The organism is Pseudomonas helleri (assembly GCF_001043025.1).
GTDB lineage: Bacteria > Pseudomonadota > Gammaproteobacteria > Pseudomonadales > Pseudomonadaceae > Aquipseudomonas > Aquipseudomonas helleri.
Map to the genome: position 1 here is coordinate 247231 of NZ_JYLD01000001.1, position 24381 is coordinate 271611.

Genomic DNA, 24381 nt, shown 5'->3' on the forward strand with positions numbered 1-24381 from the left:
GCGCAGAAACAACTAAAGGGCGGGATTATAGCGTAAAGCGCACGGGAATGACCCAGCGCTATTTGCCACGCCCTGACGCCCGCCTGCCTACCTCAACAAGAGACTGCCCTCGTGGCTTTGCTGAAAAATCGTATAGGGCAACGCAACCGTGTCGACCACCGCACAGGCCAGCACGTCAAAAAAGAAAATCGGCACAAACCCGCTGGGCACACCGCTGGTGGTGTTGGGCGGCGCATTCAGCACGCACAAATCAAACGCTACGCCACTGTAGACACGGGTCACCGAGTCACAGTAGCTACGCTGCTTTTTAAGGTCCCGACGGATGCTCTCATCACTGCCGAACAAGGTCTTGACGGACCCACACCCCAACAAAAAGCAAGGCACGACACACAGCAGCACGAATTTGCAGGCCATCGCATTGGCTCCTGAAGAATGGCCTCGCAACCTAGCACCCGGCTGCGGCTAATCGCAGGTGATGGCTTCCTAAGTTTTCGTATGAACCCTCTTACACCGCTAAACTACCCGCCCTCTGCTAGCCTGATACCCGTCGCCCAGACGGGTCGCGTCACACGGAACCCCGATACCGCCCATGAATTTTTTTGCCCCTGCCCGCTTTGCCCTGTTGCTCCCGGGGCTTTGCCTCGCCCCCGCCAGCTTCGCCGAAACCCTGGAACTGGACCCCAGCGTCATTACCGGTTCGCGCAGCGCCAGCCCCAGTTTTGATCTGCCTTACTCGGTCGACAGCATCAACCAGCAACAGATCAGCGACGGCCAATTGGGCATCAATGCCTCAGAAGTGCTGTCCCGCGTGCCGGGGCTGGTGGTGCAAAACCGGCAGAACTACGCACAGGACCTGCAAATCTCGTCCCGTGGTTTTGGCGCACGCTCGGCGTTTGGCGTGCGCGGCATCAAGCTGATTGCCGACGGCATCCCGGCCAGCACACCGGACGGTCAGGGCCAGGCCGCGACCTTTAACCTCGATACCGCCGAACGCATCGAAGTGCTGCGCGGCCCAGCGGCCACGCTGTACGGCAGCAATGCGGGCGGGGTGATTCAAATGTTCTCCCGCGATGGCGAAGGGCCGCCGCGCATCGGCGCCGAAACCCTGGTGGGCAGCGACGGCATGAGCAAAAACCACCTCACGGCCGAAGGCGCGACAGACGACGTAGGCTTTGTGCTCGATGCCTCACGCATGGACACCGACGGCTACCGCGACCACAGCGCCGCCCGCCGCGACCAGACCTTTGCCAAGCTCAACTTAAAGCCTGACGAAGACAGCAAACTGGCGCTGATTTACAGCAGCCTGGAGCAAAACGGCACCCAAGACCCGCTGGGCCAAACCTGGGCAGCCTACAAAGCCGACCCACGTTCGGTGACACCGGCGGCACTGACCTACAACACCCGTAAAAGCATCGACCACCAACAAGTGGGCCTGAACTACGAGCGCTACTTCGGCGATGCCACCTTGCAGGTCAATGCCTACAACGGCACCCGCAGCGTGATCCAGTACCTGGCGATCCCCAAAGGCACGCCCGGCAACAACCAGGGCGGCGGCGTGGTGCAATTCGACCGCAAGTTCTATGGCGGCAGCCTGCGCTGGCTGCAACCGGTGCACAGCGTGCCCGGCGACCTGACCCTGATTGGCGGGCTGGACTACGACCAGAGCCGGGACAGCCGCCACGGCTACCAAAACTTTGTGGGCGACCAACTGGGCGTGAAAGGCGCGCTGGTGCGCGACGAAATCGACACCGCCCGCAGCCTCGACCCGTACGTGCAGGCCAACTGGGCCATCGACAACTGGACCGTCCAGGCCGGGCTGCGCTACAGCACCATGGAACTGGACGTGCATGATCAATTTTTGAGCAACGGCGACGACAGTGGCACCAAGCGCTACGAAAAAGCCACGCCCTCGATGAGTGTGATGTACGCCTTTACCCCAGAGCTGCATGGTTATGTCAGCGCGGGCAAAGGTTTTGAAACACCGACTCAGGCGGAATTGGCCTACTCGCCAAACGGCAATGGCTTCAACTTTGGCCTCAAACCGTCTGAAAGCACGCAGTACGAAATGGGCTTGAAAGCTCAGCTCGCCAACACGCGCATCAATGCCGCCATCTTCCAGATCACCACCTCCGACGAACTGGTGGTGCTGAGCAATACCGGCGGGCGCACCACCTACCAGAACGCGGGCCGCACCCTGCGTCGCGGCTTCGAGCTGGGGGTCGAAAGCCAGCTTGCCGACGACTGGACCACCACCCTGGCCTACACCCGGCTGCAAGCCACCTATGACCGCGACTTCACCAGCCCCAAAGGCCTCATTGATAAAGGCAACGACCTGCCGGGCGTGCCGCAGACCACTTTGTTTGCCGAAGTGAACTGGAAACCTGCCGACTGGGTCAGCACCGCCATCGAGGGCATGTACCGCAGCAAGGTCTACGTCGAAGACACCAACACGCAAAAAGCCGCACCGGCCTACAGCGTGTTCAACTGGCGCGCGAAGTTTGAGCAAAAGGTTGATCACTGGACCTTCCACCAGACCTTGCGCCTGGACAACCTGCTAGACCGCCAATACGTGGGCTCAGTGATCGTTGCCGACGGCAACAACCGCTTCTACGAAGCCGCACCGGGCCGCTCGTGGTACGCCGGCGCCGGGGCGCAATACAGCTTCTGAGTCGCGCCAAACACCTTGTAGGAGCGAGCTTGCCTCGCGATCTTTTAAACGATCAAAAGATCGCGAGACAAGCTCGCTCCTACAGGGTGGGGTTACACCGCTTTGGGCAAACGCTCATCAATCACGTGATGCAACGCGCTGCTCGCCGGCCAGTTGCGCATAAAGCGCGCGCGGTCGCGGGCGTAGGCCGTGGCGAAGCTGCTTTGCGATGAGTGCTGGCACATGGAGTCCAGATCAATCAAGGCCCAGCGCCCGTCTGCCCAGAACACGTTATGGCCTTTAAGGTCGCCGTGGCTGATGCGCTCGCGAATCAGGTCGGCAAACAACTGATCCAGCGCCTGCAACTCGGCTTCCGGGGCGTCGCCGCTGTCTTGATACGGCGCAAAACGCTCGATGATGTCCGGGCCGGGCAGGTACTCGGTGACCAGATACGCTTTGCCACGCAACCACAAAAAGCGGGTTTCCAGCAGCGCCAGCGGCTTGGGCGTGGCGATGCCGAGAAACAGCAGCCGATTGCCTTCCTGCCATGAATGCCATGCCCGGCTCGGGCGCCAGAAGCGCTTAAGCCAATGGGCAAAGCCTTTGATGTTGTAGCGCTTGACCACCAAGGAGCGGCCCGCCACCTCAACCTTGCCCACGCTGGCCGCGCCGCCGGTTTTGTACAGGTGGCCCTGGTCGAGCAGCGCATCGGCCTTGGCCACTACGGGCAACATCGCCGCTTCTTCTTCGCGGGCAAATGCGCGCAAGGCAAACGCCCCGCTCTGCACGCTGAACAAGGTGCAGTCGCGGCCCACTTTGTTCATGAAGTCGTTGAGGCGCCAGGCGCGGACTTTTTCGACCTGCTTGAGCAGCGCCTCCAGTGGCAAGGCGTGTTCGCCGTTGCTCAGCAGGTAATGCACCAGCAGTTCTTCTATAAACGGCTCAAGGCTTTTCGGCAGTTGGGCAAAGAACACCCCAAGGTTTTCCAGCACTTTTTGCCGTGACAGCGGCTTGCCCGCCTCTTCGACGCAAATACCCGCGCCGTCGATCAAATACAGTTTGCCGTTGCAGCGCAGCAGGTTGTCCAGGTGCAGGTCTTCTTGCCACAGGCCCTTGAGGTGCATCTGCCCGATCGCTTCCAGCGCCTCGGCCAGCACCGCCTGTTGCTCGTCGGCCAACACCGGCAACGCCGCAACTGCATTCCAGGCATCGCCCAGACTTTGCGCGTGCTCAAGAAACTCAAACAGCAGCCAGCCGCCCTCGCCTTCTTGCAGACCGTCAGCCAGCAGTTGCGGCGTGGTCAGGCCTTGCTCAGCTAACAGGCGCACGCCGGTCAGCTCACGCTGAAAGTTGCGCGCCGCCTTGCTGCCGACCATTAATTTGGCCAGCACGGTACGCCCGCGCCACACGCCGGCACCCACGTAGCGCTGCCCCGGCAACACCCGCAGCAGGCTCAACAGCTGCAATTGCGCAGGCCCGGCTGCGTCAGCCAGTTCAATGCTCAGCGGCAAAGACGGCGTGCGCCCGGCCTTTTGCAATTCGGATAAGCGCATCAGCGGCTCTCCTTGTGGCTGCGACGAACATTCAAACGCTCAAACCAGGCATCGACCAAACCGCTCTCGACTGGCTGTTCAAGGTACGCCGCAAGCAGCGTACGCACGTCATCGGCGTTCCAGACCTGAGCCCGGCGCAACAACGGTTCGATGTCTTTGACCCGGTCACGCTGGCCCAGCAGCAAGGGGCGGGTCTTTTCCAGGTCGATCAACTGGGCGCGATAGCCCTCGCCGTCTGCCTGCAAAAAGATGTGTTTAGGGTAGAAACAGCCATGCACCTGACGCGCAGCGTGCAGTTGACGCGCCAACTGACCGCAGGTGCGCAAGATCGCTTGCTGCTGCGCGTGGGTCAATTGCGGCCAGTGTTCGAGCAGAGAATCGAGGTCGTTCCAGCCGTCCAGCGCGCGGGTCATCAGAATGGCCCGACGCTCGCCAGCGACTTTACGCTCACCAAAAAACACCGCTTCCAGCGCCGGAATGCCCAACTGCTGGTAACGCTGAATATTGCGAAACTCGCGGGCAAAGCTCGGCTCGCCCAACGGGCTGTGCAAGGTACGGGTCAGGTAATTGCTCTGGCGCTTGAGGTAAAAGCCCTGGCCTTCGAGGTCCATGCGAAACACCGTGCTCCAGCCGCCACGGCTGGTGTTGGGCTCATCGACCGCGTCCAGTTGCAGGTTCCACAGGGCATCGAAATCCGCCAATCCATTGCGTTCCAGCAAACCCCGTTCGGCTCCTGCCAAAAAATCAGTCATTCCCGGCCCTCAAAAAAACGCACGATATGGCGGACCCGCTCTTTGTCCGCCGCGTTGAGTGTGGTGCGCCCGGTGTATTGGAAATAAAAGCGCAAACGCTGGGTGGCTGTCAGGTGGTACTTGGCCACTTTGTCGAGGCACGCCAGGTCTTTGGTGATCCGGTACTTGAGCCAGAAACCGCGCCAGAAGTCGCCGTTGGGGCAGTCGATCAAGTACAGGCGCGCCTGATCGTCGATCAGCAGGTTGCGCCACTTCAAATCGTTATGGGTAAAGCGATGGTCATGCATGGTCTTGGTGTAGCGCGCCAGTTGGCGGCTGACGCCGTCGACCCAGGCACGGTCCTTGAGCAGCGGGTCGTTGTTGTCCGCCAGCTCCGACAAATCGCGGGTGTTGGGCAGTTCGCGGGTAATCATCGCGCCACGGGCGTAGGCAAAGCCTTTACGCTCCAGGCCCCAGGCCACCACTTCGGCGGTCGGGATGCCCCACTTGGCAAAACGCTTGAGGTTCTGCCATTCGGATTTCACTCGCGGGCGGCCCAGATAGCGGCGTAGTCCTTTGCCCGCGCCGGTGTAGCGCTTGACGTAGTAATTGACGCCATCACGCTCGACGCGGATCACTTGCGACAACGGATCGCGGGTCAGGTGCTCGCCTTGCAGGGCAAACACGGCATCGAGACTGCCAAAATCATGTGCCAACGCGCGGTAAGCGGGTTCCAGAGTCCAACCCGCCATTACAGTGCATCTCCATAGCGCACTTTGCGCTCGTAGAGTTTTTGCGCCTTGCCTTCGAGCCAGGCCAGCAAACGCGCTTCTTCGCGCAGGATCTGGCGCAGCGGCATCTGGAAGTAACCGCGCAAAAAGCGCAGCTTGTCGCGTTGGGTCAGGCCAATGTCCAGCGCCGAAAAGTACAGCGCGGCCAGGTCTTTGTTGCGCCAGCGACGGCTGATCACGGCGCGGGTCTGGGCACGGTGCAGGTCGATGAGCGACAGGCGCAGGTTGTCGGCAGTCACCGGTGTGTCGGTGTGCAGCAAGAAGTGGCAGATGTAGCAATCGCGGTGGTTAACGCCCGCACGGTGCATCATGCCGGTCATGCGCGCCACTTCGGCGATCAGCGCACGTTTAAGCTTGGGCTGGGGCGGCTGCTTGAGCCAATTAAGGCTGAAGTCTTCAAGGCTGACGGTCGGCGCCAGCTCTTCGGTGATGATGAACGAGTGCTGCTGGGCCGGGTTGCTGCCCTTTTCGCCATAGGCCACAGCGGTCATGGTCGGCACACCGACTTCGTGCAAACGCTTGATCGCCCGCCATTCCTGGCCGGCACCGAGCACCGGCAGTTTGGCGGTGAGCAGGTTTTTGAACACTTCCCCCCAACCAATGCCACGGTGGATCTTCACAAAGTAACCGCGCCCGTCGACTTCCGTACGCAAGGTACGGCGGCCGTCCAGTTCGCGGTAAACCTCACCGCTCAACTGCTCGACTTCGGTGAACGCATCGCGCCCAGCCCACAAGCGTTTGAAAGGTTCGGCAAGTATCAGTTTCATCAGTGTTGCTCCGCCAGAATCACATCCGCAGCATGCTGCGGCATGCTATAGAGGTCGGCCGTCTGCGCGTAGGCCAGGCCATTTTGGCTCCAGGCCGCGCGCGCAGCATCGTCGGACAACATGTGGGTCAGATAATCATTGAGTTGCGTCTGTTCGAACGGTTCGTCCAGCACCAGGCCCGCATCGGCGTCGCTGATGTAATGGGCATAGCCGCACACCGCGCTGACCAATACCGGCAAACCCGCCACCAAGGCTTCAAGCAGAACGGTGCCGGTGTTTTCGTTGTAGGCCGGATGGATCAGCACATCAGCGCCCAGCAGGAAGCGCGGGATGTCGCTGCGCCCCTTAAGAAACTGCACGTGCTCGCCCAGCCCCAACGTGGCGCTTTGCAATTGAAAGACCTTGGGGTCGTCCTGACCGATCACCAACAGTTTGGTGCGCTTTTTAAGCTCGGACGGCAACGCCGCGAGGGCTTTGAGGCTGCGGTCGACGCCTTTGGTCTTGAACCCCGAGCCGATTTGCACCAGCAGCAGGTCGTCGTCGGCCAGGTTGAATTCGCGGCGGAACTCGGCGCGAATCTCAGCCGCATTCGGCGGCGCACGACGGTCCAGCGCAATGCCCGGCGGCAGCAAATGAAAACGCTGCAACGGGGTGTCGTAATGCTTGATGAACAGCGGCTGCTGGACTTCAGAAATCATCAGGATTTCAGTCTTGGCGTTCTTGTCGAACACCGCGCGCTCGTATTCAGCAAAGTGCTTGTAGCGCTTGAAGAAGCGGTAGAACGAGTGGCGCAAGTTTTGCGCCTTGTCTTCAAAGCAGCCGTCGGCGGCGTAGTACACGTCCAGGCCGGGCATTTTATTGAAGCCAATCAGACGGTCGACCGGGCGTTTGGCCAGATCGGCCTGCATCCAGGCGAGCATTTTTTCGTTACGGGTGTGGTTGTGGAACGCCTTGACCGGCGCCACCAGCACTTCGAAGCCGGGCGGGATATCGCCTTCCCAGATCATCGTGTACACACGGATCTGGTGCCCACGCTTCTGGCACTCCAGCGCAATGCGCATGAAATCGCGTTGCAGCCCGCCAAACGGGAAGTATTTGTACAGCACAAAAGCCAGTTGCATCAGCGCAGTTCCTCAGCCAGTAACAACGTGCTTAATCGACTTGCGACACGCTCAGGGTTCAGACGAGTGAAGCACAACGGCCACTCGTTTTTCAGATCAAACCGCTGCTGGTCCTGTGCAGTCGGCTGGTAAGTGCATTTTTTCTGCAGGCACGGCGCACACGGAAAATCGCTGGCCAAGTGGATCTGCACCTTGCCGTACGCGCCCGTGAGCCCGGGATTGGTGGGGCCAAACAGGGAAATGGTCGGCACATCCAGTGCCGCCGCCAAATGCCCCAGCCCGGTGTCCACCGCCACGCATGCGCTGGCGTTAGCCAGCACTTTGGCCACGCCTGCAAGGTTCAGCTTGGGCAGGACCACGGCGTTTTTCAGACCGCTGGCAATGCGTTCAGCACGGGCCTTTTCAGCCGGGTTGCCCCACGGCAAGCGCACTTCGAGGCCCAAATGACCCATGCGCACCGTCAAATCGCGCCAGTAGGTTTCGGGCCAGTGTTTGGTGTCCCACGTGGTGCCATGCAAGAACACTGCATAAGGTTTGCTGCGCGGTAATTCAACCAGGCGCTCAACATCGAGGCCGTAATCACCCAGCCCTTTGGGCAGGTCATAGCCCAGCGCGACGGCAAACAATTGGCGCAAACGCTCGACCGCATGCTGCCCACGGGCCACGGCCAGGCGGCGCTGATAAAAGTGGCTGGCCAGCGGCTCACGGGCGGAGTGTTTGTCCAGCCCGGCCACCGGCGCCTTGACGTAGCGGGTCAAAAAAGCACTTTTGACCAGCCCTTGGGCGTCAATCACCAGATCATATTTTTCGGCGCGCAGGGCGTGTTTGAAGCGCTTCCACTCGCCGCTCTTGAGGGTTTCCCAGATATTTTTGCGCCAGCGGCGGATCGCCACCGGGATCACCTTGCCCACGGCCGGGTGCCAAGTCGGGATTTCGGCAAAGCCTTCTTCCACCACCCAGTCAAAGGTGATGCCCGGAATGGCCCGGGCCGCATCGGTCAGCGCCGGCAAGGCATGGATCACATCCCCCAGCGATGAGGTTTTCACCAACAGAACACGCACCTAGTTGACCTCGACCGGGGTGACCTGCAGGCGTTGCAAGGCTTCAATCACCGGCGCCGGCATCAGTTCGCGCAAGCAATTGTAGTGGCCGAAACGGCAGGTGCGCTCAAAGCACGGGCTGCATTCCAGGCCCAGGCGCACCACTTCAACCTGGTCGGCCAACGGCGGGGTAAAGCCCGGCGAGGTCGAACCGTACACCGCCACCAGCGGGCGATTGAGCGCCGCGGCCACGTGCATCAGCCCGGAATCATTGGACACCACGGCGTCTGCGCACGACAGAAGGTCAATGGCTTCGGCCAGTGAGGTTTCACCGCTGAGGTTGACGGACTCTTCGCGAAGGCCCGGAATCAACCGGGCGCGGATGTCTTCACCGACGCTGTGATCGTTTTTCGAGCCAAACAGCCACACTTGCCAGCCTTCGCGGATCTTTTGCTCGGCCACTTTGGCGTAATGCTCGGAAGGCCAGCGTTTGGACTCGCCAAACTCGGCGCCGGGGCACAGCGCCAACACCGGACGGTCCAGTTCCAGACCGAACTTGCTCAGGGCGGCCTCGCGGCTTTGCGGCTCGATTTGCAGATCTGGGCGCGGGTACGGCTTGGGCAGGTCGGCGCCCGGTTCATAGGCCAGCGCCATAAAGCGCTCGATCATTAACGGGTAGCGTTCTTTGTCCAGCGTGCGCACATCATTGAGCAGCCCGTAACGGAATTCGCCGCGCCAGCCGGTGCGCTTGGCAATACCGGCGAAAAACGGCACCAGCGCCGACTTCAACGAGTTAGGCAGCAAAATGGCCTGATCGTATTGGCCCTTGAGGGACTTGCCGATCTTGCGTCGCGTGGCCAGTTCAAGCGCGCCATGGCCGAGCGGAAAGCTCAAGGCCTTGCGAACTTCAGGCATGCGCTCAAGGATGGGCCGGCTCCACTCAGGGGCCAGCACATCGATTTCGCACTGTGGGTGGCGCTTTTTCAGGCACTGGAACAGTGTCTGCGCCATCACCATGTCACCGACCCAGCTGGGCCCAACGATCAAAATATTCATAAGTTTCCATAAACAAGCAAGGGAGGCAGTGGCCTGATGCTCGTCAGCCAGAACACTCAACTGTAGGAGCGAGCTTGCCTCGCGATCTTTTAAAGATCAAAAGATCGCGAGGCAAGCTCGCTCCTACAAAGACCGCGTTCACGTTACTGACGGCTTCAGACGCTTGCCTCCCCGCTGTAATTGCTAGCCGTAGCTTAGCTCAAGCCCAGTTGCGCCCATATACGCCGAACATCGCGTCGCGCTTCCACCAATTGGTCGCCGCTGACCACCCCGGCTTCCTTTTGCAAGGCCTGGCGGTGGGCAACGGCGCGGAAGGCTTTGTACGCCTCACGCAACAGGCTGGCATCGCTGGCGGGCATCAGCCCGGCCTGTTCCAGCCCTTCAAGAATGCGGATGTTATCGGTATAGCGCAGCAGTTCCGGGTGTTCCCTGGACCACGCCAGGGCCGCGTATTGCACCATAAATTCAATATCGACGATACCTCCGGCGTCCTGCTTGAGGTCGAACGGCACCGTGGCCTCGAAGGCATTCTCCCCCGTCCCGGCAGCGGTCAGCCGGGTGCCCAGGTTGTCGCGCATTTTGGCGCGCATCTCGCTGACCTCCTGACGCAGCTTCGGCAAGTCACGCTCGCGGCCCAACACCTGCGCCCGAACAGCTTCAAAGGCCGCGCCGACCTGTTGGCAGCCCACCAGCACCCGCGCCCGCACCAGCGCCTGATGTTCCCAGGTCCAGGCTTCGTTCTGTTGATAGCGCTCAAACGCTCCGAGCGAGCTGACCAACAACCCGGAAGCGCCTGACGGACGCAGGCGCATGTCGACTTCATAGAGCTGGCCGGAGTTGGTTTGGGCAGTGAGCAAATGGATGATCCGCTGGCCCAGCCGGGTGAAGAACTGCGCGCTGTCGATGGGCTTGGCACCGTCGGTTTCGGCGTTGGGGTCGCCGTCATGGATAAACACCAGATCCAGGTCCGAGCCGTGCCCCAGCTCGATCCCGCCGACTTTGCCGTAGCCCACAATAATAAAGCCGGGGTCGCACAGGCTGCCGTCCGCCCGCTGCGGCGTGCCGTACTTGGCCACGGTTTGGCGCCAGGCCAGGGCCAGCACTTGCTCCAGAATCGCCTCGGCCAGCCAGGTCAGGTAATCGCTGACCTTCATCAGCGGCAAGCTACCGGCGATTTCTGAGGCCGCCACCCGCAGGCGGTGCGCCAGCTTGAAGTTACGCAGCGCTTCCATCTGCTGTTCAAGGTCGTCCTCGGGGATGCGCGTGAGTCGCTCGCGCAACTCGGCGGCCAACTCGGGCGCCAACGGTGGCTTGAACAGGCGCCCTTCGTTGAGCAACTCATCAAGCAACAGCGGGAAGCGGGTGATTTGCTCGGCAATCCACGGGCTGGCCGCGCACAAGGTCAGCAGGCGGCGCAGCGCGTCCGGGTTTTCGGTCAGCAACACCAGATAGGCCGAACGGCGGGCCACGGCCTCAACCAGCGGCAATACGCGCTCCAGCACCAGGTCCGGGTTGGCATGCTCCACCGCCTGCGCCAGCAAACGCGGGATAAACGCATCCAGACGCTCACGCCCCAAACGCTGCATGGCGCGCAACTGCGGGCTGGAGCGCAGGTTGGCCAATTGTTTCAAGGCTTTGGGCGCATCGACAAACCCGGCTTCTTCTAGTTGCGCACAGGCTGCTGCGTCGTCCTGGACTTCTTCCCACAACGGCAACCACTCGCCGCCGACGATCAGTTCGCCTTCGTCGAGGTCTTCTTCCTCGTCCGGGTCGGCAATCACCTGACGGAAATGCCAGTCGATACGCCCGCGCCACGCCATCAGTTGCTCATGGAACTGCGCCCACGTGTCAAAGCCCATCATAAAGGCGATACGCGCCTGATCTTGCTCGCCGTCCGGGAGCATTTGCGTCTGGCGGTCGGCAATGGCCTGGATCGCGTGCTCGGTGTAACGCAAAAACTCGTAGCCTTCGCGCAACTCATTGACCACCGCAGCCGGCAGGTAGCCTTGCCCCTCAAGGATGCTCAGTACTTTAAGCAGCGGCCGCTGTTGCAGGCTGAGGTCGCGCCCGCCGTGGATCAACTGGAACGCCTGGGCAATAAACTCGACTTCACGAATGCCGCCCGCGCCCAGCTTGATGTTGTCGGCCATGCCTTTGCGCCGTACTTCTTGCTGGATCAACTGCTTCATGGTGCGCAGCGCTTCGATGGCCGAGAAGTCCAGGTAACGCCGATAGACAAATGGGCGCAGCATCTCCAGCAACTGCGCGCCCATCACTTGATCACCGGCCACCACCCGCGCCTTGATCATCGCGTAGCGTTCCCAGTCGCGGCCCTGGTCCTGGTAATACTGCTCCAGCGCGTTAAAGCTCAGCACCAGCGCGCCCGACGAGCCGTACGGGCGCAGGCGCATGTCAACGCGAAACACAAACCCGTCGACGGTCATCGGGTCCAGCGCCTTGATCAAGCGCTGACCCAGGCGAATAAAGAACTCCTGGTTGTCCAGCGGGCGCTTGGCGCCAACGGTTTCGCCGCCCTCGGGGTAGGCGAAAATCAGGTCGATGTCCGAGGACAGGTTAAGCTCGACGGCGCCGAGCTTGCCCATGCCCAAAATCACCATCGGTTGCGGCTCGCCGCTACGGTGCCCGATGGGCGTGCCGAACTGCTGGCAATGGCGCTCATACAGCCAGCGGTAGGCTTGATCGATGCTCGCATCGGCCATGTCCGACAAATCGCGACAGGTTTCTATCAGGTCGGCCTGGCGGGTCAAATCACGCCAGATAATCCGCACTTGCTGGCGCGTGCGTTGGCGGCGCAGGGCACGACCCAGCTCTTCGTCGGTTTGTGCCTGCTGGGCGGCTTCGGCAATCTGCCCGCACAACTCGCCGGGGGCGAAGCTGCGGTCCAGCTCACCCCAGCTCACCAGTTCCAGCAACATCAAAGGGTCACGTAACACCTGTTCAATAAAGAAGTCGCTCGCCGCACTCACCCGGGCAAAGTCTGACCAGCGTTCAGACGACCATTCGTCGAGTCCCTGCTCGCCTTCCAGACCGGCCACGGCACTGCGCCAGGACTGCTCGGCGCGGCTGGCAAGGGGCAATAAAAGGGAGGGGATTGCGGCAAGCGAGGGAAGGCTCATGGTCTATCCTTGATCGGCGATGGTATTGCCGAGTACGGTGACTGGAAGAAACAGCGGTTAAACCCGACTGTCGAACAAAGGTTATAAATAGCTTAAAAACGTGATTCTTTAGCAAAAAAACATTGTCACAACGGCCAAACACCAAACACAGAACCAACAATATCGATTTATCGCACAACCCAACAGGTGACCTTCGAAGGCTTCCCTGTAGTTTTACTACTGAGTCAAACACTCGAAAGGCTGAAATGAGCAACGATTTGTAGTAAAACTACACGACGCCGGAATCAACCTTCCGGTCATCCAAGAATTTATGTCGTCTGCCCACAAGGCCAGTCGCAAACTCAGGCAACCGATTCTGGAAGCCTTTCCGCCCTGGAGCAAGCCATGCAAGACCTCGATCCCGTCGAAACCCAGGAATGGCTGGACGCCCTGGAATCGGTTCTCGACAAAGAAGGCGAAGACCGTGCTCACTATCTGATGACCCGTATGGGTGAGCTCGCTACTCGCACCGGTTCGCAACTCCCGTACGCCATCACGACTCCATACCGCAACACGATTCCTGTTACCCACGAAGCACGCATGCCTGGCGACCTGTTCATGGAACGCCGCATTCGCTCGCTGGTACGCTGGAACGCCATGGCTATGGTTATGCGCACGAACTTGAAAGATTCTGACCTGGGCGGTCATATCTCCAGCTTCGCTTCCAGCGCAACCCTGTATGACATCGGCTTCAACTACTTCTTCCAGGCCCCGACCGAAGAACACGGCGGCGACCTGATCTACTTCCAGGGTCACACCTCGCCAGGCGTTTACGCCCGTGCGTTCATGGAAGGTCGCATCAGCGAAGAACAAATGAACAACTTCCGCCAGGAAGTCGACGGTCAGGGCCTGTCGTCCTACCCGCACCCTTGGCTGATGCCTGATTTCTGGCAGTTCCCGACGGTATCTATGGGCCTTGGCCCGATCCAGGCGATCTACCAGGCGCGCTTCATGAAGTACCTGGAATCGCGTGGCTACATCCCTGCAGGCAAGCAAAAAGTCTGGTGTTTCCTGGGCGACGGCGAGTGTGACGAGCCGGAATCCCTGGGCGCCATCTCCCTGGCTGGCCGCGAAAACCTCGACAACCTGATCTTCGTCATCAACTGCAACCTGCAGCGCCTCGACGGCCCGGTTCGCGGCAACGGCAAGATCATCCAGGAACTCGAAGGCGTGTTCCGCGGTGCTCAGTGGAACGTGACCAAGGTCATCTGGGGCCGTTTCTGGGACCCACTGCTGGCCAAAGACGTCGACGGCATCCTGCAACGTCGCATGGACGAAGTCATCGACGGCGAGTACCAGAACTACAAAGCCAAAGACGGCGCGTTCGTACGTGAACACTTCTTCAACACGCCAGAACTCAAGGCGATGGTTGCTGACTTGTCCGACGACGAGATCTGGAAACTCAACCGTGGCGGCCACGACCCGTACAAGGTCTACGCGGCGTACCACGAAGCGGTCAACCACAAAGACCAGCCAACCGTCATCTTGGCCAAGACCATCAAGGGTTACGGCACTGGCGCTGGCGAAGCGAAAAACACGGCGCACAACACCAAGAAAGTCGATGTCGACAGCCTGAAGTTGTTCCGTGACCGTTTCGACATCCCGGTCAAAGACGAAGACATCGAGTCCCTGCCATTCTTCAAACCGGAAGAAGGCAGCGCCGAAGCCCGCTACCTGAGCGAGCGTCGCACTGCACTGGGCGGTTTCGTGCCTCAGCGTCGTGCCAAGAGCCTGAGCATTCCGACCCCGCCACTGGACACTCTCAAGGCCATCCTTGACGGTTCCGGCGACCGTGAAATTTCCACCACCATGGCGTTCGTGCGCATCCTCGCACAGCTGGTGAAGGACAAGGACATCGGTCAGCGCATCGTACCGATCATCCCGGACGAAGCCCGTACCTTCGGTATGGAAGGCATGTTCCGTCAGTTGGGCATCTACTCCTCCGTCGGCCAGCTCTACGAGCCAGTCGATAAAGACCAGGTGATGTTCTACAAGGAAGACAAAAAGGGCCAGATCCTCGAAGAAGGCATCAACGAAGCAGGCGCCATGAGCTCCTTCATCGCGGCCGGTACTTCGTACTCGAACCACAACCAGCCAATGCTGCCGTTCTACATCTTCTACTCGATGTTCGGCTTCCAGCGTATTGGCGACCTGGCCTGGGCCGCTGGCGACAGCCGCACCCGTGGCTTCCTGATCGGCGGCACCGCCGGGCGTACCACGCTCAACGGTGAAGGCCTGCAACACGAAGACGGTCACAGCCACATCCTGGCCGCGACCATCCCGAACTGCCGCACCTATGACCCAACCTACGGCTATGAGCTGGCGGTGATCATTCAGGACGGCATGAAGAAGATGACCGAAGAGCAACAGGACGTCTTCTACTACATCACCGTGATGAACGAGTCTTACCAGCAACCTGCCATGCCGGCCGGTGTTGAAGAAGGCATCGTCAAAGGGATGTACCTGCTGGAAGAAGACACCAAGGAAGCGGCTCACCACGTACAACTGATGGGCTCCGGCACCATCCTGCGTGAAGTGCGTGAAGCGGCGAAAATCCTGCGTGAAGAGTTCAACGTCGGCGCTGACGTATGGAGCGTTACCAGCTTCAACGAACTGCGTCGCGACGGCCTGGCCGTTGAGCGTCACAACCGTCTGCACCCTGGCCAGAAGCCACAGCGCACCTTCGTTGAAGAGTGCCTGACTGGCCGTAAAGGTCCGGTCATTGCTTCTACCGACTACATGAAGCTGTTCGCTGAGCAGATTCGTCAGTGGGTACCGGTCAAGGAATTCAAAGTGCTGGGCACTGACGGTTTCGGCCGCAGCGACAGCCGCAAAAAACTGCGTCACTTCTTTGAAGTAGACCGTCACTTCGTGGTGTTGGCAGCCCTGGAAGCCCTGGCTGACCGTGGTGAAATCGAACCTAAGGTGATTGCAGACGCTATCGTCAAGTTCGGTATCAACCCGGAAAAACGCAACCCACTGGACTGCTGAGGAGAATTTTTGTGAGCGAACTCATTCGAGTACCTGACATCGGCAGCGGTGACGGTGAAGTCATCGAACTGTTTGTAAAGGTCGGTGACCGTGTCGAAGCTGATCAGAGCATTCTGACGCTGGAATCGGACAAGGCGAGCATGGAAATCCCTGCGCCTAAAGCCGGTATCGTCAAAAGCCTGAAAGTAAAGCTGGGCGACCGCTTGAAAGAAGGCGACGAACTGCTTGAGCTGGAAGCTGAAGGCGGCGCTGCACCTGCCCCTGAAGCGGCCGCACCGGCGCCGGCAGCGGCGGCTGAAAAGCCAGCGGCTGCCCCTGCCGCCGAGGCCCCTGCGGCACCGGCTGCAGCACCGGCAAGCGAGTCGGTTCAAGACATCCACGTGCCGGACATCGGTTCGTCGGGCAAAGCCAAAATCATCGAGATTCTGGTCAAGGCTGGCGACACCGTTGAGGCTGATCAATCGCTGATCACCCTTGAATCCGACAAGGCCAGCATGGAAATCCCGTCGCCTGCCGCAGGCGTGGTGGAAAGCATTGCCGTCAAGCTGGACGACGAAGTGGGCACTGGCGACTTCATCCTCAAGCTGAAAGTGGCGGGCGCTGCTGCGCCAGCCGCGCCTGCACAAGCGGCGCCAGCTCCGGCGGCCAAAGCTGAAGCACCGGCGGCGGCTCCTGCGCCGGCTGCCAAGGCTGAAGCGGCCCCTGCTCCGGCACCGGCGGCTGCCCCTGCGCCAAGCGGTGCCAAAGTTCACGCCGGCCCTGCCGTGCGTCAACTGGCCCGTGAGTTTGGTGTAGAGCTGAACGCGGTGAGCCCAAGTGGCCCACACGGTCGCGTCTTGAAAGAAGACGTACAGGCTTACGTCAAAACCGCTCTGCAGAAGGCCAAGGAAGCTCCGGCTGCCGGCGCTGCAACTGGCGGCGCAGGCATTCCGCCGATCCCGACAGTCGACTTCAGCCGTTTCGGTGAAGTTGAAGAAGTGGCCATGACCCGCCTGATGCAAATCGGCGCGTCGAGCCTGCACCGCAGCTGGCTGAACATCCCGCACGTGACTCAGTTCGACCAGGCTGACATCACCGAGCTGGAAGCTTTCCGCGTTGCGCAAAAAGCCGTCGCAGAAAAAGCCGGTGTGAAACTGACCGTCCTGCCGCTGCTGCTCAAAGCCTGCGCACACCTGCTCAAGGAACTGCCAGACTTCAACAGCTCGCTGGCGCCAAGCGGCAAAGCGATCATCCGCAAGAAGTATGTACACATCGGCTTCGCCGTAGACACCCCGGACGGCTTGCTGGTGCCGGTGATCAAGAACGTTGATCAGAAGAGCCTGCTGCAACTGGCAGGTGAAGCCGCTGCACTGGCTGCCAAAGCCCGTGACAAGAAGCTCACCGCTGACGACATGCAGGGCGCTTGCTTCACCATTTCCAGCTTGGGTCACATTGGCGGCACCGGCTTCACGCCGATCGTCAACGCACCGGAAGTGGCGATCTTGGGCGTGTCCAAGGCAACCATGCAGCCAGTCTGGGACGGCAAAGCCTTCCAGCCGAAGCTGATGCTGCCACTGTCGCTGTCCTACGATCACCGTGTGATCAACGGCGCTGCAGCTGCACGCTTCACCCAGCGTCTGAGCCAGTTGCTGGGCGACATCCGCACCATCTTGCTGTAAGCCACGTCCCGGCCTTCCTCACCGAAGGCCGGGATAGCGCACTGTTTTCCGAGCGCCACGCTCGTACCTCAACCCCGCCCAATAAGCGGGGCTTTTTTTTGCCTGAACACTCACCAATATCCTCGTAGGAGCTGCCGCAGGCTGCGATCTTTTGACGTTGAAGATCAAAAGATCGCAGCCTGCGGCAGCTCCTACACACAAGCAGGTGCGCGCCAGGTTCTTGATTCTGTAACCAGAAAATTCCCTCACCACACAACACCCCGGCACTACGAAGCCCGCTGATGTTGAGAGGCGAAGATCCCTCTGCCCCCCTCTACGGTTAATGAAAGGACTTAACCGCGGCGACAGGGATCGCCACTTATCAAAAAGGATTTCGACATGGACACACCCACCGTTGGCCCCATAGTGGGCTACACCACCTCAGAGCAAGCGCGCATTTTTATCCGTGGCGCTGCCGATGCTGAAAATGCCGTTTTTGCCGCTGTTCGCTACCGTAAAGCGGGCACGCAGCAATGGTCTGCCGGCCTCTATTCGAAGCTCAGTGGCACTTATGACATGTCTGACACCCTGGTCCTGCGCGGGCTGAGCGCAGACACCCCCTACGAATACCAGGCAGGCTGGTTCAGAACCACTTACCTTGACCACACTCCGGACACCGTCAAACACATAGCGCTGGAATGGCCCTCAACGATCTACCGATTTAAATCTGCCTCCCCCAAACGAAACCGCACGCATCGCTACGTTGTAGGCTCATGCCGCTACCTGCGGCTCACACTAAACACCCCTTCGCGGCCAGAACTGGGCGACAAGATCTTCAAGGCTATCAGCAACCTGAACGCCAGCGCCCCGCTTGATGGCGTGCTGATGATCGGGGATCAGGTGTACGTCGATGACATGAACATCTTCGCCCCCGACCGGGAGTACGCAGACATCTCGCGCAAATACCGGGCAGCGTTTTCACAGCCGCACATCCGCCAGCTCATGGCCAGCACCCCGACGTACATGATCCTCGACGACCATGAGATCGAAGATAACTGGCCTGCAAGTCGCAGCCACCAGGACGACGAGCTCTACAGCAATGCCATTCGCGCCTACGAAACCTTCCAGTGCAGCCACGGCCCCGCCCACGACCTGCTCACAGACGGGTGCATCAACCGCAGCGTAGAGAAATACTGGTACACCTTTGCCGATGGCGACACCGACTGGTTTGTCATGGACTGTCGCACCGAGCGCGTGTTAACCGGCACTGACCGCAGGATGATCGGCGTCGAGCAAGAAAACGCCCTTCACAAATGGGTGAAAAACAGCACCGCCAAAGTGAAGTTCATCGTCAGCAGCGTGATGTTCATGCCCGATCAAAAAAGCCATGGCGATGACGGTTGGAAGTCATTTGCCGCACAACGCTTGCGCCTGCTGGAAGTCATCCGCGCCAACGCCGTTAAAAACGTGATGTTTGTCAGCGGCGACATCCACGGTTCTTTGACCTGCTCACTCACCCACAGCGAAGACCCTGACTTTGTGGTGCACGGCATCGTCTCGTCACCGCTGTGCAATAGCAGGCTGTTACCGTACGCGAAGGCCAGTAATCTGCTGCTCAATACCCCGCTGGCCAGTGATGGGCAAGGCTATTATTCCCCCGCATTGACCAGCGCCATGGTCAGCGAAGATAACTTCGCCTGCCTGACCCTCACCGGGCAGCACTTGCAGGTCGACTTTTATAACCCTAAGGGTCGGGTGCTTGAGTCGGTGACGATTGCATTGAAATAACAGTCATAAAACTGAAACCAGCGATCGCCAGCCTGTTGCATCCTGACGTTGCGGCGCTAACCTTCAAGTGGGTGATGTCAATCATGTTCACTTGTCAGCTCAGTACGCATGATGCAACCTTGCCGCAGACCGCAGGAACAGGGGTTGAGCCCTGATGCCATCCGCAAGTGTGAAGCGAGTACCCCAATGAAAAGCCAATCCGATGCTGCCCTGCGAACGGCAGCCGAGGTCGTGACGCAGTTACCCGTGCCCTCGCGGCTCGGGATGCTGCGTTTCGAGCGGCTTAATGAAGCCAGCTGGGCCTTGCTTTACCTCGACCCAGGCTGCGAGCGCTACGTCGGGTTGCCCGCCACTGAGCTGTGTGCACTGGTCGGCTCGCCCTACGCCAGCCTGATGGAGCCCAAAGCGCGCTATCGCTTACATGACGCGATTGCGCTGCAACTGCGCGCCAGCCCCCACTATGTGGTGCATTACACCCTGCACACGCCTCTGGGGGCGCTGAACCTGATGGAAGTGGGCGAGGCCTACAAGCAACACAACCGCCAGCTGTTGCGCGGTTATGTGCTGGTAGTAGAGGGCACGGTCAGCAGCACCGCGCTGGCCCCGGTCGCAGAGCTGGAAACACAAAACAGCCGGTTGCACATCGCTCTGGAACTCAACCAGCGCGCCCAGCAAGAACAACTGCAACACCTTGAACGTGTGCGCGCCCAACAGGACTTGATCCTGCGTCTGGCCCGCCACCGCTACAGCCAGCACAACTCGCTGCAAGAAGCCGCCGAACTGATCACCCGCAGCGCTTGCGACATTTACCAACTGGACGCTGCCAGCCTGTGGACCCTCGACGGCCACCGCATGCTGCCGATTTCGGCGTTTCAGCGCGAAAGCCAGGCGTATGTGGCGCAAGACGCCATCGACATCAGCCTGTTCCCGGACTACCTCGACGCCCTGCACACCAGCCGCTCCATCGACGCGCAAAACGCCAACCGCGACCCGCGCACCCGGGAACTGGCAGCCTGCCTGAACCGCCACGACACCAACGCCATGCTCGATGCCAGCATTCGCATCGACGGCCAGGTGATTGGCGTGTTGTGCCTTGAACAGACCGGCAAGACGCGGGCCTGGCAAGCCGATGAAATCGCCTTTGCCGGCGAGTTGGCCGACCAGTTCGCGCAAGTCATCAACAACCACAACCGGCGCGCTGCCACTAACGCCCTGCACCTGTTTCAGCGGGCCGTCGAGCAAAGTGCCAATGCCTTTTTGCTGGTCAATTGCGACGGCGTGGTCGAGTACGTCAATCCGAGCTTCACCGCCATCACCCAATACAGCGCCGAAGAAGTCCAGGGCCACAAGCTGTCTGAACTGCTGGCGCTGGAGAACCTCAGCGACCTGCTGTTCGATGCGCACTCAAGCTTGAGCAAGGGTAATAGCTGGCAAGGTGAGTTCAAGAGCCGGCGTAAAAACCTGGAGCCCTACTGGGGTCAGATGTCGATCTCGAAGGTCTATGGCGACAACCGCGAACTGACCCACTACATCGGTATTTACGAAGACATCACCGAGGCCAAGCTGGCGCAACAGCGGATCGAACGCCTGGCCTACACCGACAACCTGACCGGCCTTGGCAACCGCCCGGCGTTTATCCGCAACCTCGATCAGCGGTTCACCCATGACAGCGCTACCAAGGTGTGCCTGTTACTGGTGGACATCGACAACTTCAAGCGGATCAACGACAGCCTCGGCCACCAGACCGGCGACAAGCTCTTGATCAGCCTGGCGCGCCGCCTGCGCAACAGCCTGAACCCCGAAGATAATCTGGCCCGCTTTGCCAGTAACGAATTTGCCGTGCTGCTGGACAACGCCACCCTCGAAATCGGCCAGCAAACCGCCAGCCAGTTGCTGATGACCCTCGACAAACCGATGTTCGTCGATAACCAGTTGATCAGCGTCACCGGCTCTGTCGGCGTGGCCTGCGCGCCCCTGCACGGGCTCGACCCACAGACCTTGATGCGTAACGCCGGGCTGGCGCTGCACAAGGCCAAAGCCAACGGCAAGCATCAGGTGCAGGTGTTCACCGAAACCTTGAACGCCGAGGCCAGCTATAAGCTGTTCGTCGAAAACAACCTGCGCCGCGCCCTGACCCAAAACGAGCTGGATGTGTTCTACCAACCCAAGCTGTGTTTACGCACAGGGCGGTTGCTAGGCATGGAAGCCCTGCTGCGCTGGGATCACCCGGAAAAAGGCATGATCCGCCCCGACCAGTTCATCAGCGTCGCGGAAGAAACCGGGCTGATCATCCCCATTGGCAAGTGGGTCGCGCGCCAGGCCTGCCGCATGAGCAAGCAACTGAGTGCGGCCGGGTTTGGCAACTTGCAGGTGGCGATCAACCTGTCGCCCAAGCAGTTTTCGGACCCGGATCTGGTCGCCTCGATTGCCAGCATCCTCAAGGAAGAACACCTGCCCCCGGCGCTGCTTGAACTGGAACTGACCGAAGGCCTGCTGCTGGAAGCCACAGACGACACCCGCCTGCAACTGGATCAGCTCAAGGAACTAGGCCTGACCCTGGCCATGGACGACTTTGGCACCGGGTACTCCTCACTCAGCTACTTGAAGAAATTCCCGATCGACATCATCAAAATCGACCGCAGCTTTATCAAAGACATCCCCGACAACCAAAACGACATGGAAATCACCTCAGCGGTGATTGCCATGGCCCATAACCTTAAGCTTAAAGTGGTGGCCGAAGGCATCGAGACCGCCGCCCAACTGGCCTTCTTGCGCCGCCACCGCTGCGACGTGGGCCAGGGCTACCTGTTCGACCGGCCGATCCCCGGTGCCGAGCTGCAACGCGCACTTAAACGCTACCCGCGCGGACCGCTGACCTGACAGCGACGCAGCACTCGGGCACACTGCTGTTCTAACTTCCTGCAATCTGACTGAGAGGACATGAAACATGGTCTTGCGCTCGGAAATCCTGGTGAATAAAAACGTGCTACCCACTCAAGAACAAGCCCTGCCGGGCCGCGAAACACCGATGCAACTGCCCGAAACCCACTTCGTCAATGGCAACCCGTTGCTGGGCCCGTTTCTGGACGACGTCGGTTTTGCGATCTTTGGTTTGGGTTGCTTCTGGGGCGCAGAACGCAAGTTCTGGCAAGTACCCGGCGTGGTCAGCACGGTGGTGGGTTACGCCGGAGGCTTTACCCCCAACCCGACCTATGAAGAAGTCTGCTCGGGCCTGACCGGCCACACCGAAGTGGTGCTGGTGGTGTACGACCAAGCAAAAGTGAAATACGAAGACCTGCTGAAAATGTTCTGGGAACTGCACAACCCGACCCAGGGCATGCGCCAGGGCAACGACATCGGCACCCAATACCGCTCGGTGATCTACTGCACCACGCCAGAGCAACTGGCAGCGGCCGAGGCCAGCAAAGCGGCCTACCAGGCTGAATTGACCAAAGCAGGCGTGGGCACCATTACTACCGAAATCGCAGAAGCCCCAACGGTCTACTTCGCCGAGGCGTACCACCAGCAATACCTGGCAAAAAACCCGCAAGGCTACTGCGGCATCGGCGGCACAGGCGTGACCTGCCCTATCTGACCCCACACACCTCCTGTAGGAGCGAGCTTGCCTCGCGATCTTTTGATCTTTAAAAGATCGCGAGGCAATCGAGCGTCGACCGGCTGCTCCTACAAGGTGAGGTGATCGTTACTCAGCGATTATCCATTCCATCTGCCAGCCACCCTGGGTTTGGCCCAGTGTTTTGGCCAGCCATGGCAGCAGTTCGCGCAGTTCTTCTTCCAGACCCCAAGGCGGGTTGGCGATCGCCAGGCCCGAGCCGTTCAGGCTGTTGGGGGTGTCCAGCGGGTGCACAAACAACTCGACCTGCAACAACTTCGGAGCGCCGGAGGCGGCCAGGTCCTGATAAAAACGACGCAGTTGGCGCTTGTCCTTGATCGGGTACCAGATCGCTACAACGGTCTGACGCATGCGGCTGATGGCGTCTTTTAACGACTCCACGCAACGCTGCATTTCGTCGAGCTTTTCAAACGGCGGGTCAATCAGCATCACCGCACGTTTTTCGGCCACGGGCAGCAACGCACGCGGTACGTGCCAGCCTTCGCCCAAGTGCACCGCCACACGACGGTCGCCCTTCATGTTGGCCTTGAGCATCACACCGTCTTCAGGGTGTTTTTCGTTGAGCAACACGCGGTCGTGCGCACGGGTGGTGCGACGTGCCAGTTCAGGCGAACCCGGGTAGTAACGCAATTGCCCGTCCGGGTTCATCTTGTGCAACACCTGCATGTAGTCCGCAGTCATCGCGGGCAGGTCTTTTCTGCCCCACAAGCGTGCGACGCCTTCCAGGTACTCGCCCGTGCGCGTGGCCTGATCGCCTTGAAGGTCATACAAACCCAGCCCGGCGTGGGTATCGAGGTAAGCAAAAGGCTGCTCTTTGCGCGACATCAACGCGATGAGGCGGGTCAAGACGATATGTTTAAGAACGTCGGCGTGGTTACCGGCGTGGAAGGCGTGACGATAGTTCATGGTTGCTCCTGCGCAGGGAGCGAAGTTTACCCTGTGCAGCGAATAACGTCAGGGGTTAAGCCACGCTCCACGCCAGACGGTGCCTTGCTCAAATCGCTCGCGGCACCAATACCAGGTTATGCACGCTGACCTCGCTCGCCACCCAGTCAATCGCGAACTGCTCGCTGGCATCTGCAATCAGTTCGTCCTTGTCCAGCACTTGCACGCGGATTTGATGGGCTTCAACGGGCTCCGGCGACTCATCGTCATCGACGTGAAAGGCGAACGTCCAGGGTGCCGGAATGGCGTAATAGCCGTGCGTTTCGAGCAGCAGGCGCTCTACACCACCCGGCTTGCGGGCGTACACCGAAATAATCCAGTGATAGTGGCTTTGAAATGAGAAGGGCAAGTCCCGAGCGGAGATGTGCCCGAGGAAAATCTTTTTACGCATGGTTGTCATCCTTGATTGAGGCACTCATCAGTGAGCGCTTAACCAAGGTTAATACGTCTGGAGCAGGCCATTTACGCTTCAGAAGAACCCGCTTCACAAATGAGAAACCTCCG

Annotated in this window: 17 protein-coding genes; 6 read left to right on the forward strand and 11 right to left on the reverse strand. The window is 60.0% G+C overall.

Features of this window, described 5'->3' with window-relative positions:
* Positions 1-87: 87 nt before the first annotated feature.
* Entirely contained in the window at positions 88-414 is a 327-nt protein-coding gene (locus TU84_RS01055; protein WP_048366645.1) for a YceK/YidQ family lipoprotein, read from the reverse strand.
* 175 nt (positions 415-589) lie between these two features.
* On the opposite strand from TU84_RS01055, the gene TU84_RS01060 reads away from it, so the two are divergent.
* Positions 590-2668, forward strand: coding sequence for a TonB-dependent receptor family protein (locus TU84_RS01060; RefSeq protein ID WP_048366646.1), 2079 nt, complete (start codon positions 590-592; stop codon positions 2666-2668).
* Positions 2669-2760: 92 nt separating this feature from the next.
* Here the strand turns inward: TU84_RS01060 and TU84_RS01065 are convergent, their stop codons facing one another.
* From TU84_RS01065 to glnE, 8 genes are all read right to left on the reverse strand, one after another.
* Positions 2761-4200, reverse strand: coding sequence for a lipopolysaccharide kinase InaA family protein (locus tag TU84_RS01065; protein ID WP_048366647.1), 1440 nt, complete (start codon positions 4198-4200; stop codon positions 2761-2763).
* Positions 4200-4952, reverse strand: a complete 753-nt coding sequence (locus tag TU84_RS01070) for a lipopolysaccharide kinase InaA family protein (protein ID WP_048366648.1) — start codon at positions 4950-4952, stop codon at positions 4200-4202. The genes TU84_RS01065 and TU84_RS01070 overlap by 1 nt, the downstream gene beginning before the upstream one ends.
* Entirely contained in the window at positions 4949-5683 is a 735-nt protein-coding gene (locus TU84_RS01075) for a lipopolysaccharide kinase InaA family protein (protein WP_048366649.1), read from the reverse strand. The genes TU84_RS01070 and TU84_RS01075 overlap by 4 nt, the downstream gene beginning before the upstream one ends.
* Positions 5683-6489 carry a lipopolysaccharide core heptose(I) kinase RfaP gene (gene rfaP / locus TU84_RS01080; RefSeq protein WP_048366650.1) on the reverse strand — a complete coding sequence of 269 codons (807 nt, stop codon included), beginning with the start codon at positions 6487-6489 and terminating at the stop codon, positions 5683-5685. The genes TU84_RS01075 and rfaP overlap by 1 nt, the downstream gene beginning before the upstream one ends.
* Positions 6489-7610, reverse strand: a complete 1122-nt coding sequence (locus TU84_RS01085; RefSeq protein WP_048366651.1) for a glycosyltransferase family 4 protein — start codon at positions 7608-7610, stop codon at positions 6489-6491. The genes rfaP and TU84_RS01085 overlap by 1 nt, the downstream gene beginning before the upstream one ends.
* Positions 7610-8671: a lipopolysaccharide heptosyltransferase I gene (gene waaC / locus TU84_RS01090; RefSeq protein ID WP_048366652.1), complete on the reverse strand. Its 1062-nt coding sequence runs from the start codon at positions 8669-8671 to the stop codon at positions 7610-7612. The genes TU84_RS01085 and waaC overlap by 1 nt, the downstream gene beginning before the upstream one ends.
* Positions 8672-9706 (reverse strand): lipopolysaccharide heptosyltransferase II, encoded by a 1035-nt coding sequence (gene waaF, locus TU84_RS01095; RefSeq protein ID WP_048366653.1) that lies wholly within the window; start codon positions 9704-9706, stop codon positions 8672-8674.
* Between the two features lie 194 nt (positions 9707-9900).
* Positions 9901-12843: a bifunctional [glutamate--ammonia ligase]-adenylyl-L-tyrosine phosphorylase/[glutamate--ammonia-ligase] adenylyltransferase gene (gene glnE, locus TU84_RS01100; protein WP_048366654.1), complete on the reverse strand. Its 2943-nt coding sequence runs from the start codon at positions 12841-12843 to the stop codon at positions 9901-9903.
* A gap of 384 nt (positions 12844-13227) precedes the next feature.
* Between glnE and aceE the strand changes: the two genes are divergently transcribed.
* From aceE to msrA, 5 genes are all read left to right on the forward strand, one after another.
* Entirely contained in the window at positions 13228-15873 is a 2646-nt protein-coding gene (gene aceE / locus TU84_RS01105; protein ID WP_048366655.1) for a pyruvate dehydrogenase (acetyl-transferring), homodimeric type, read from the forward strand.
* A gap of 11 nt (positions 15874-15884) precedes the next feature.
* Complete coding sequence (gene aceF, locus TU84_RS01110; RefSeq protein WP_048366656.1) at positions 15885-17531, forward strand: dihydrolipoyllysine-residue acetyltransferase; 1647 nt, start codon at positions 15885-15887, stop codon at positions 17529-17531.
* 378 nt (positions 17532-17909) lie between these two features.
* The gene (locus TU84_RS01115; protein ID WP_048366657.1) at positions 17910-19298 is read left to right on the forward strand and encodes an alkaline phosphatase D family protein; all 1389 of its coding nucleotides are present in this window, start codon (positions 17910-17912) and stop codon (positions 19296-19298) included.
* 186 nt (positions 19299-19484) lie between these two features.
* On the forward strand, positions 19485-22178 hold the full coding sequence (locus tag TU84_RS01120; RefSeq protein ID WP_048366658.1) for a sensor domain-containing phosphodiesterase: 2694 nt from the start codon (positions 19485-19487) through the stop codon (positions 22176-22178).
* Between the two features lie 67 nt (positions 22179-22245).
* On the forward strand, positions 22246-22893 hold the full coding sequence (gene msrA, locus TU84_RS01125) for a peptide-methionine (S)-S-oxide reductase MsrA (RefSeq protein ID WP_048366659.1): 648 nt from the start codon (positions 22246-22248) through the stop codon (positions 22891-22893).
* A gap of 108 nt (positions 22894-23001) precedes the next feature.
* Here the strand turns inward: msrA and TU84_RS01130 are convergent, their stop codons facing one another.
* Positions 23002-23838, reverse strand: a complete 837-nt coding sequence (locus tag TU84_RS01130) for a 23S rRNA (adenine(2030)-N(6))-methyltransferase RlmJ (RefSeq protein WP_048366660.1) — start codon at positions 23836-23838, stop codon at positions 23002-23004.
* Between the two features lie 88 nt (positions 23839-23926).
* Positions 23927-24268 carry a hypothetical protein gene (locus TU84_RS01135; protein WP_048366661.1) on the reverse strand — a complete coding sequence of 114 codons (342 nt, stop codon included), beginning with the start codon at positions 24266-24268 and terminating at the stop codon, positions 23927-23929.
* Between the last annotated feature and the right edge of the window lie 113 nt (positions 24269-24381).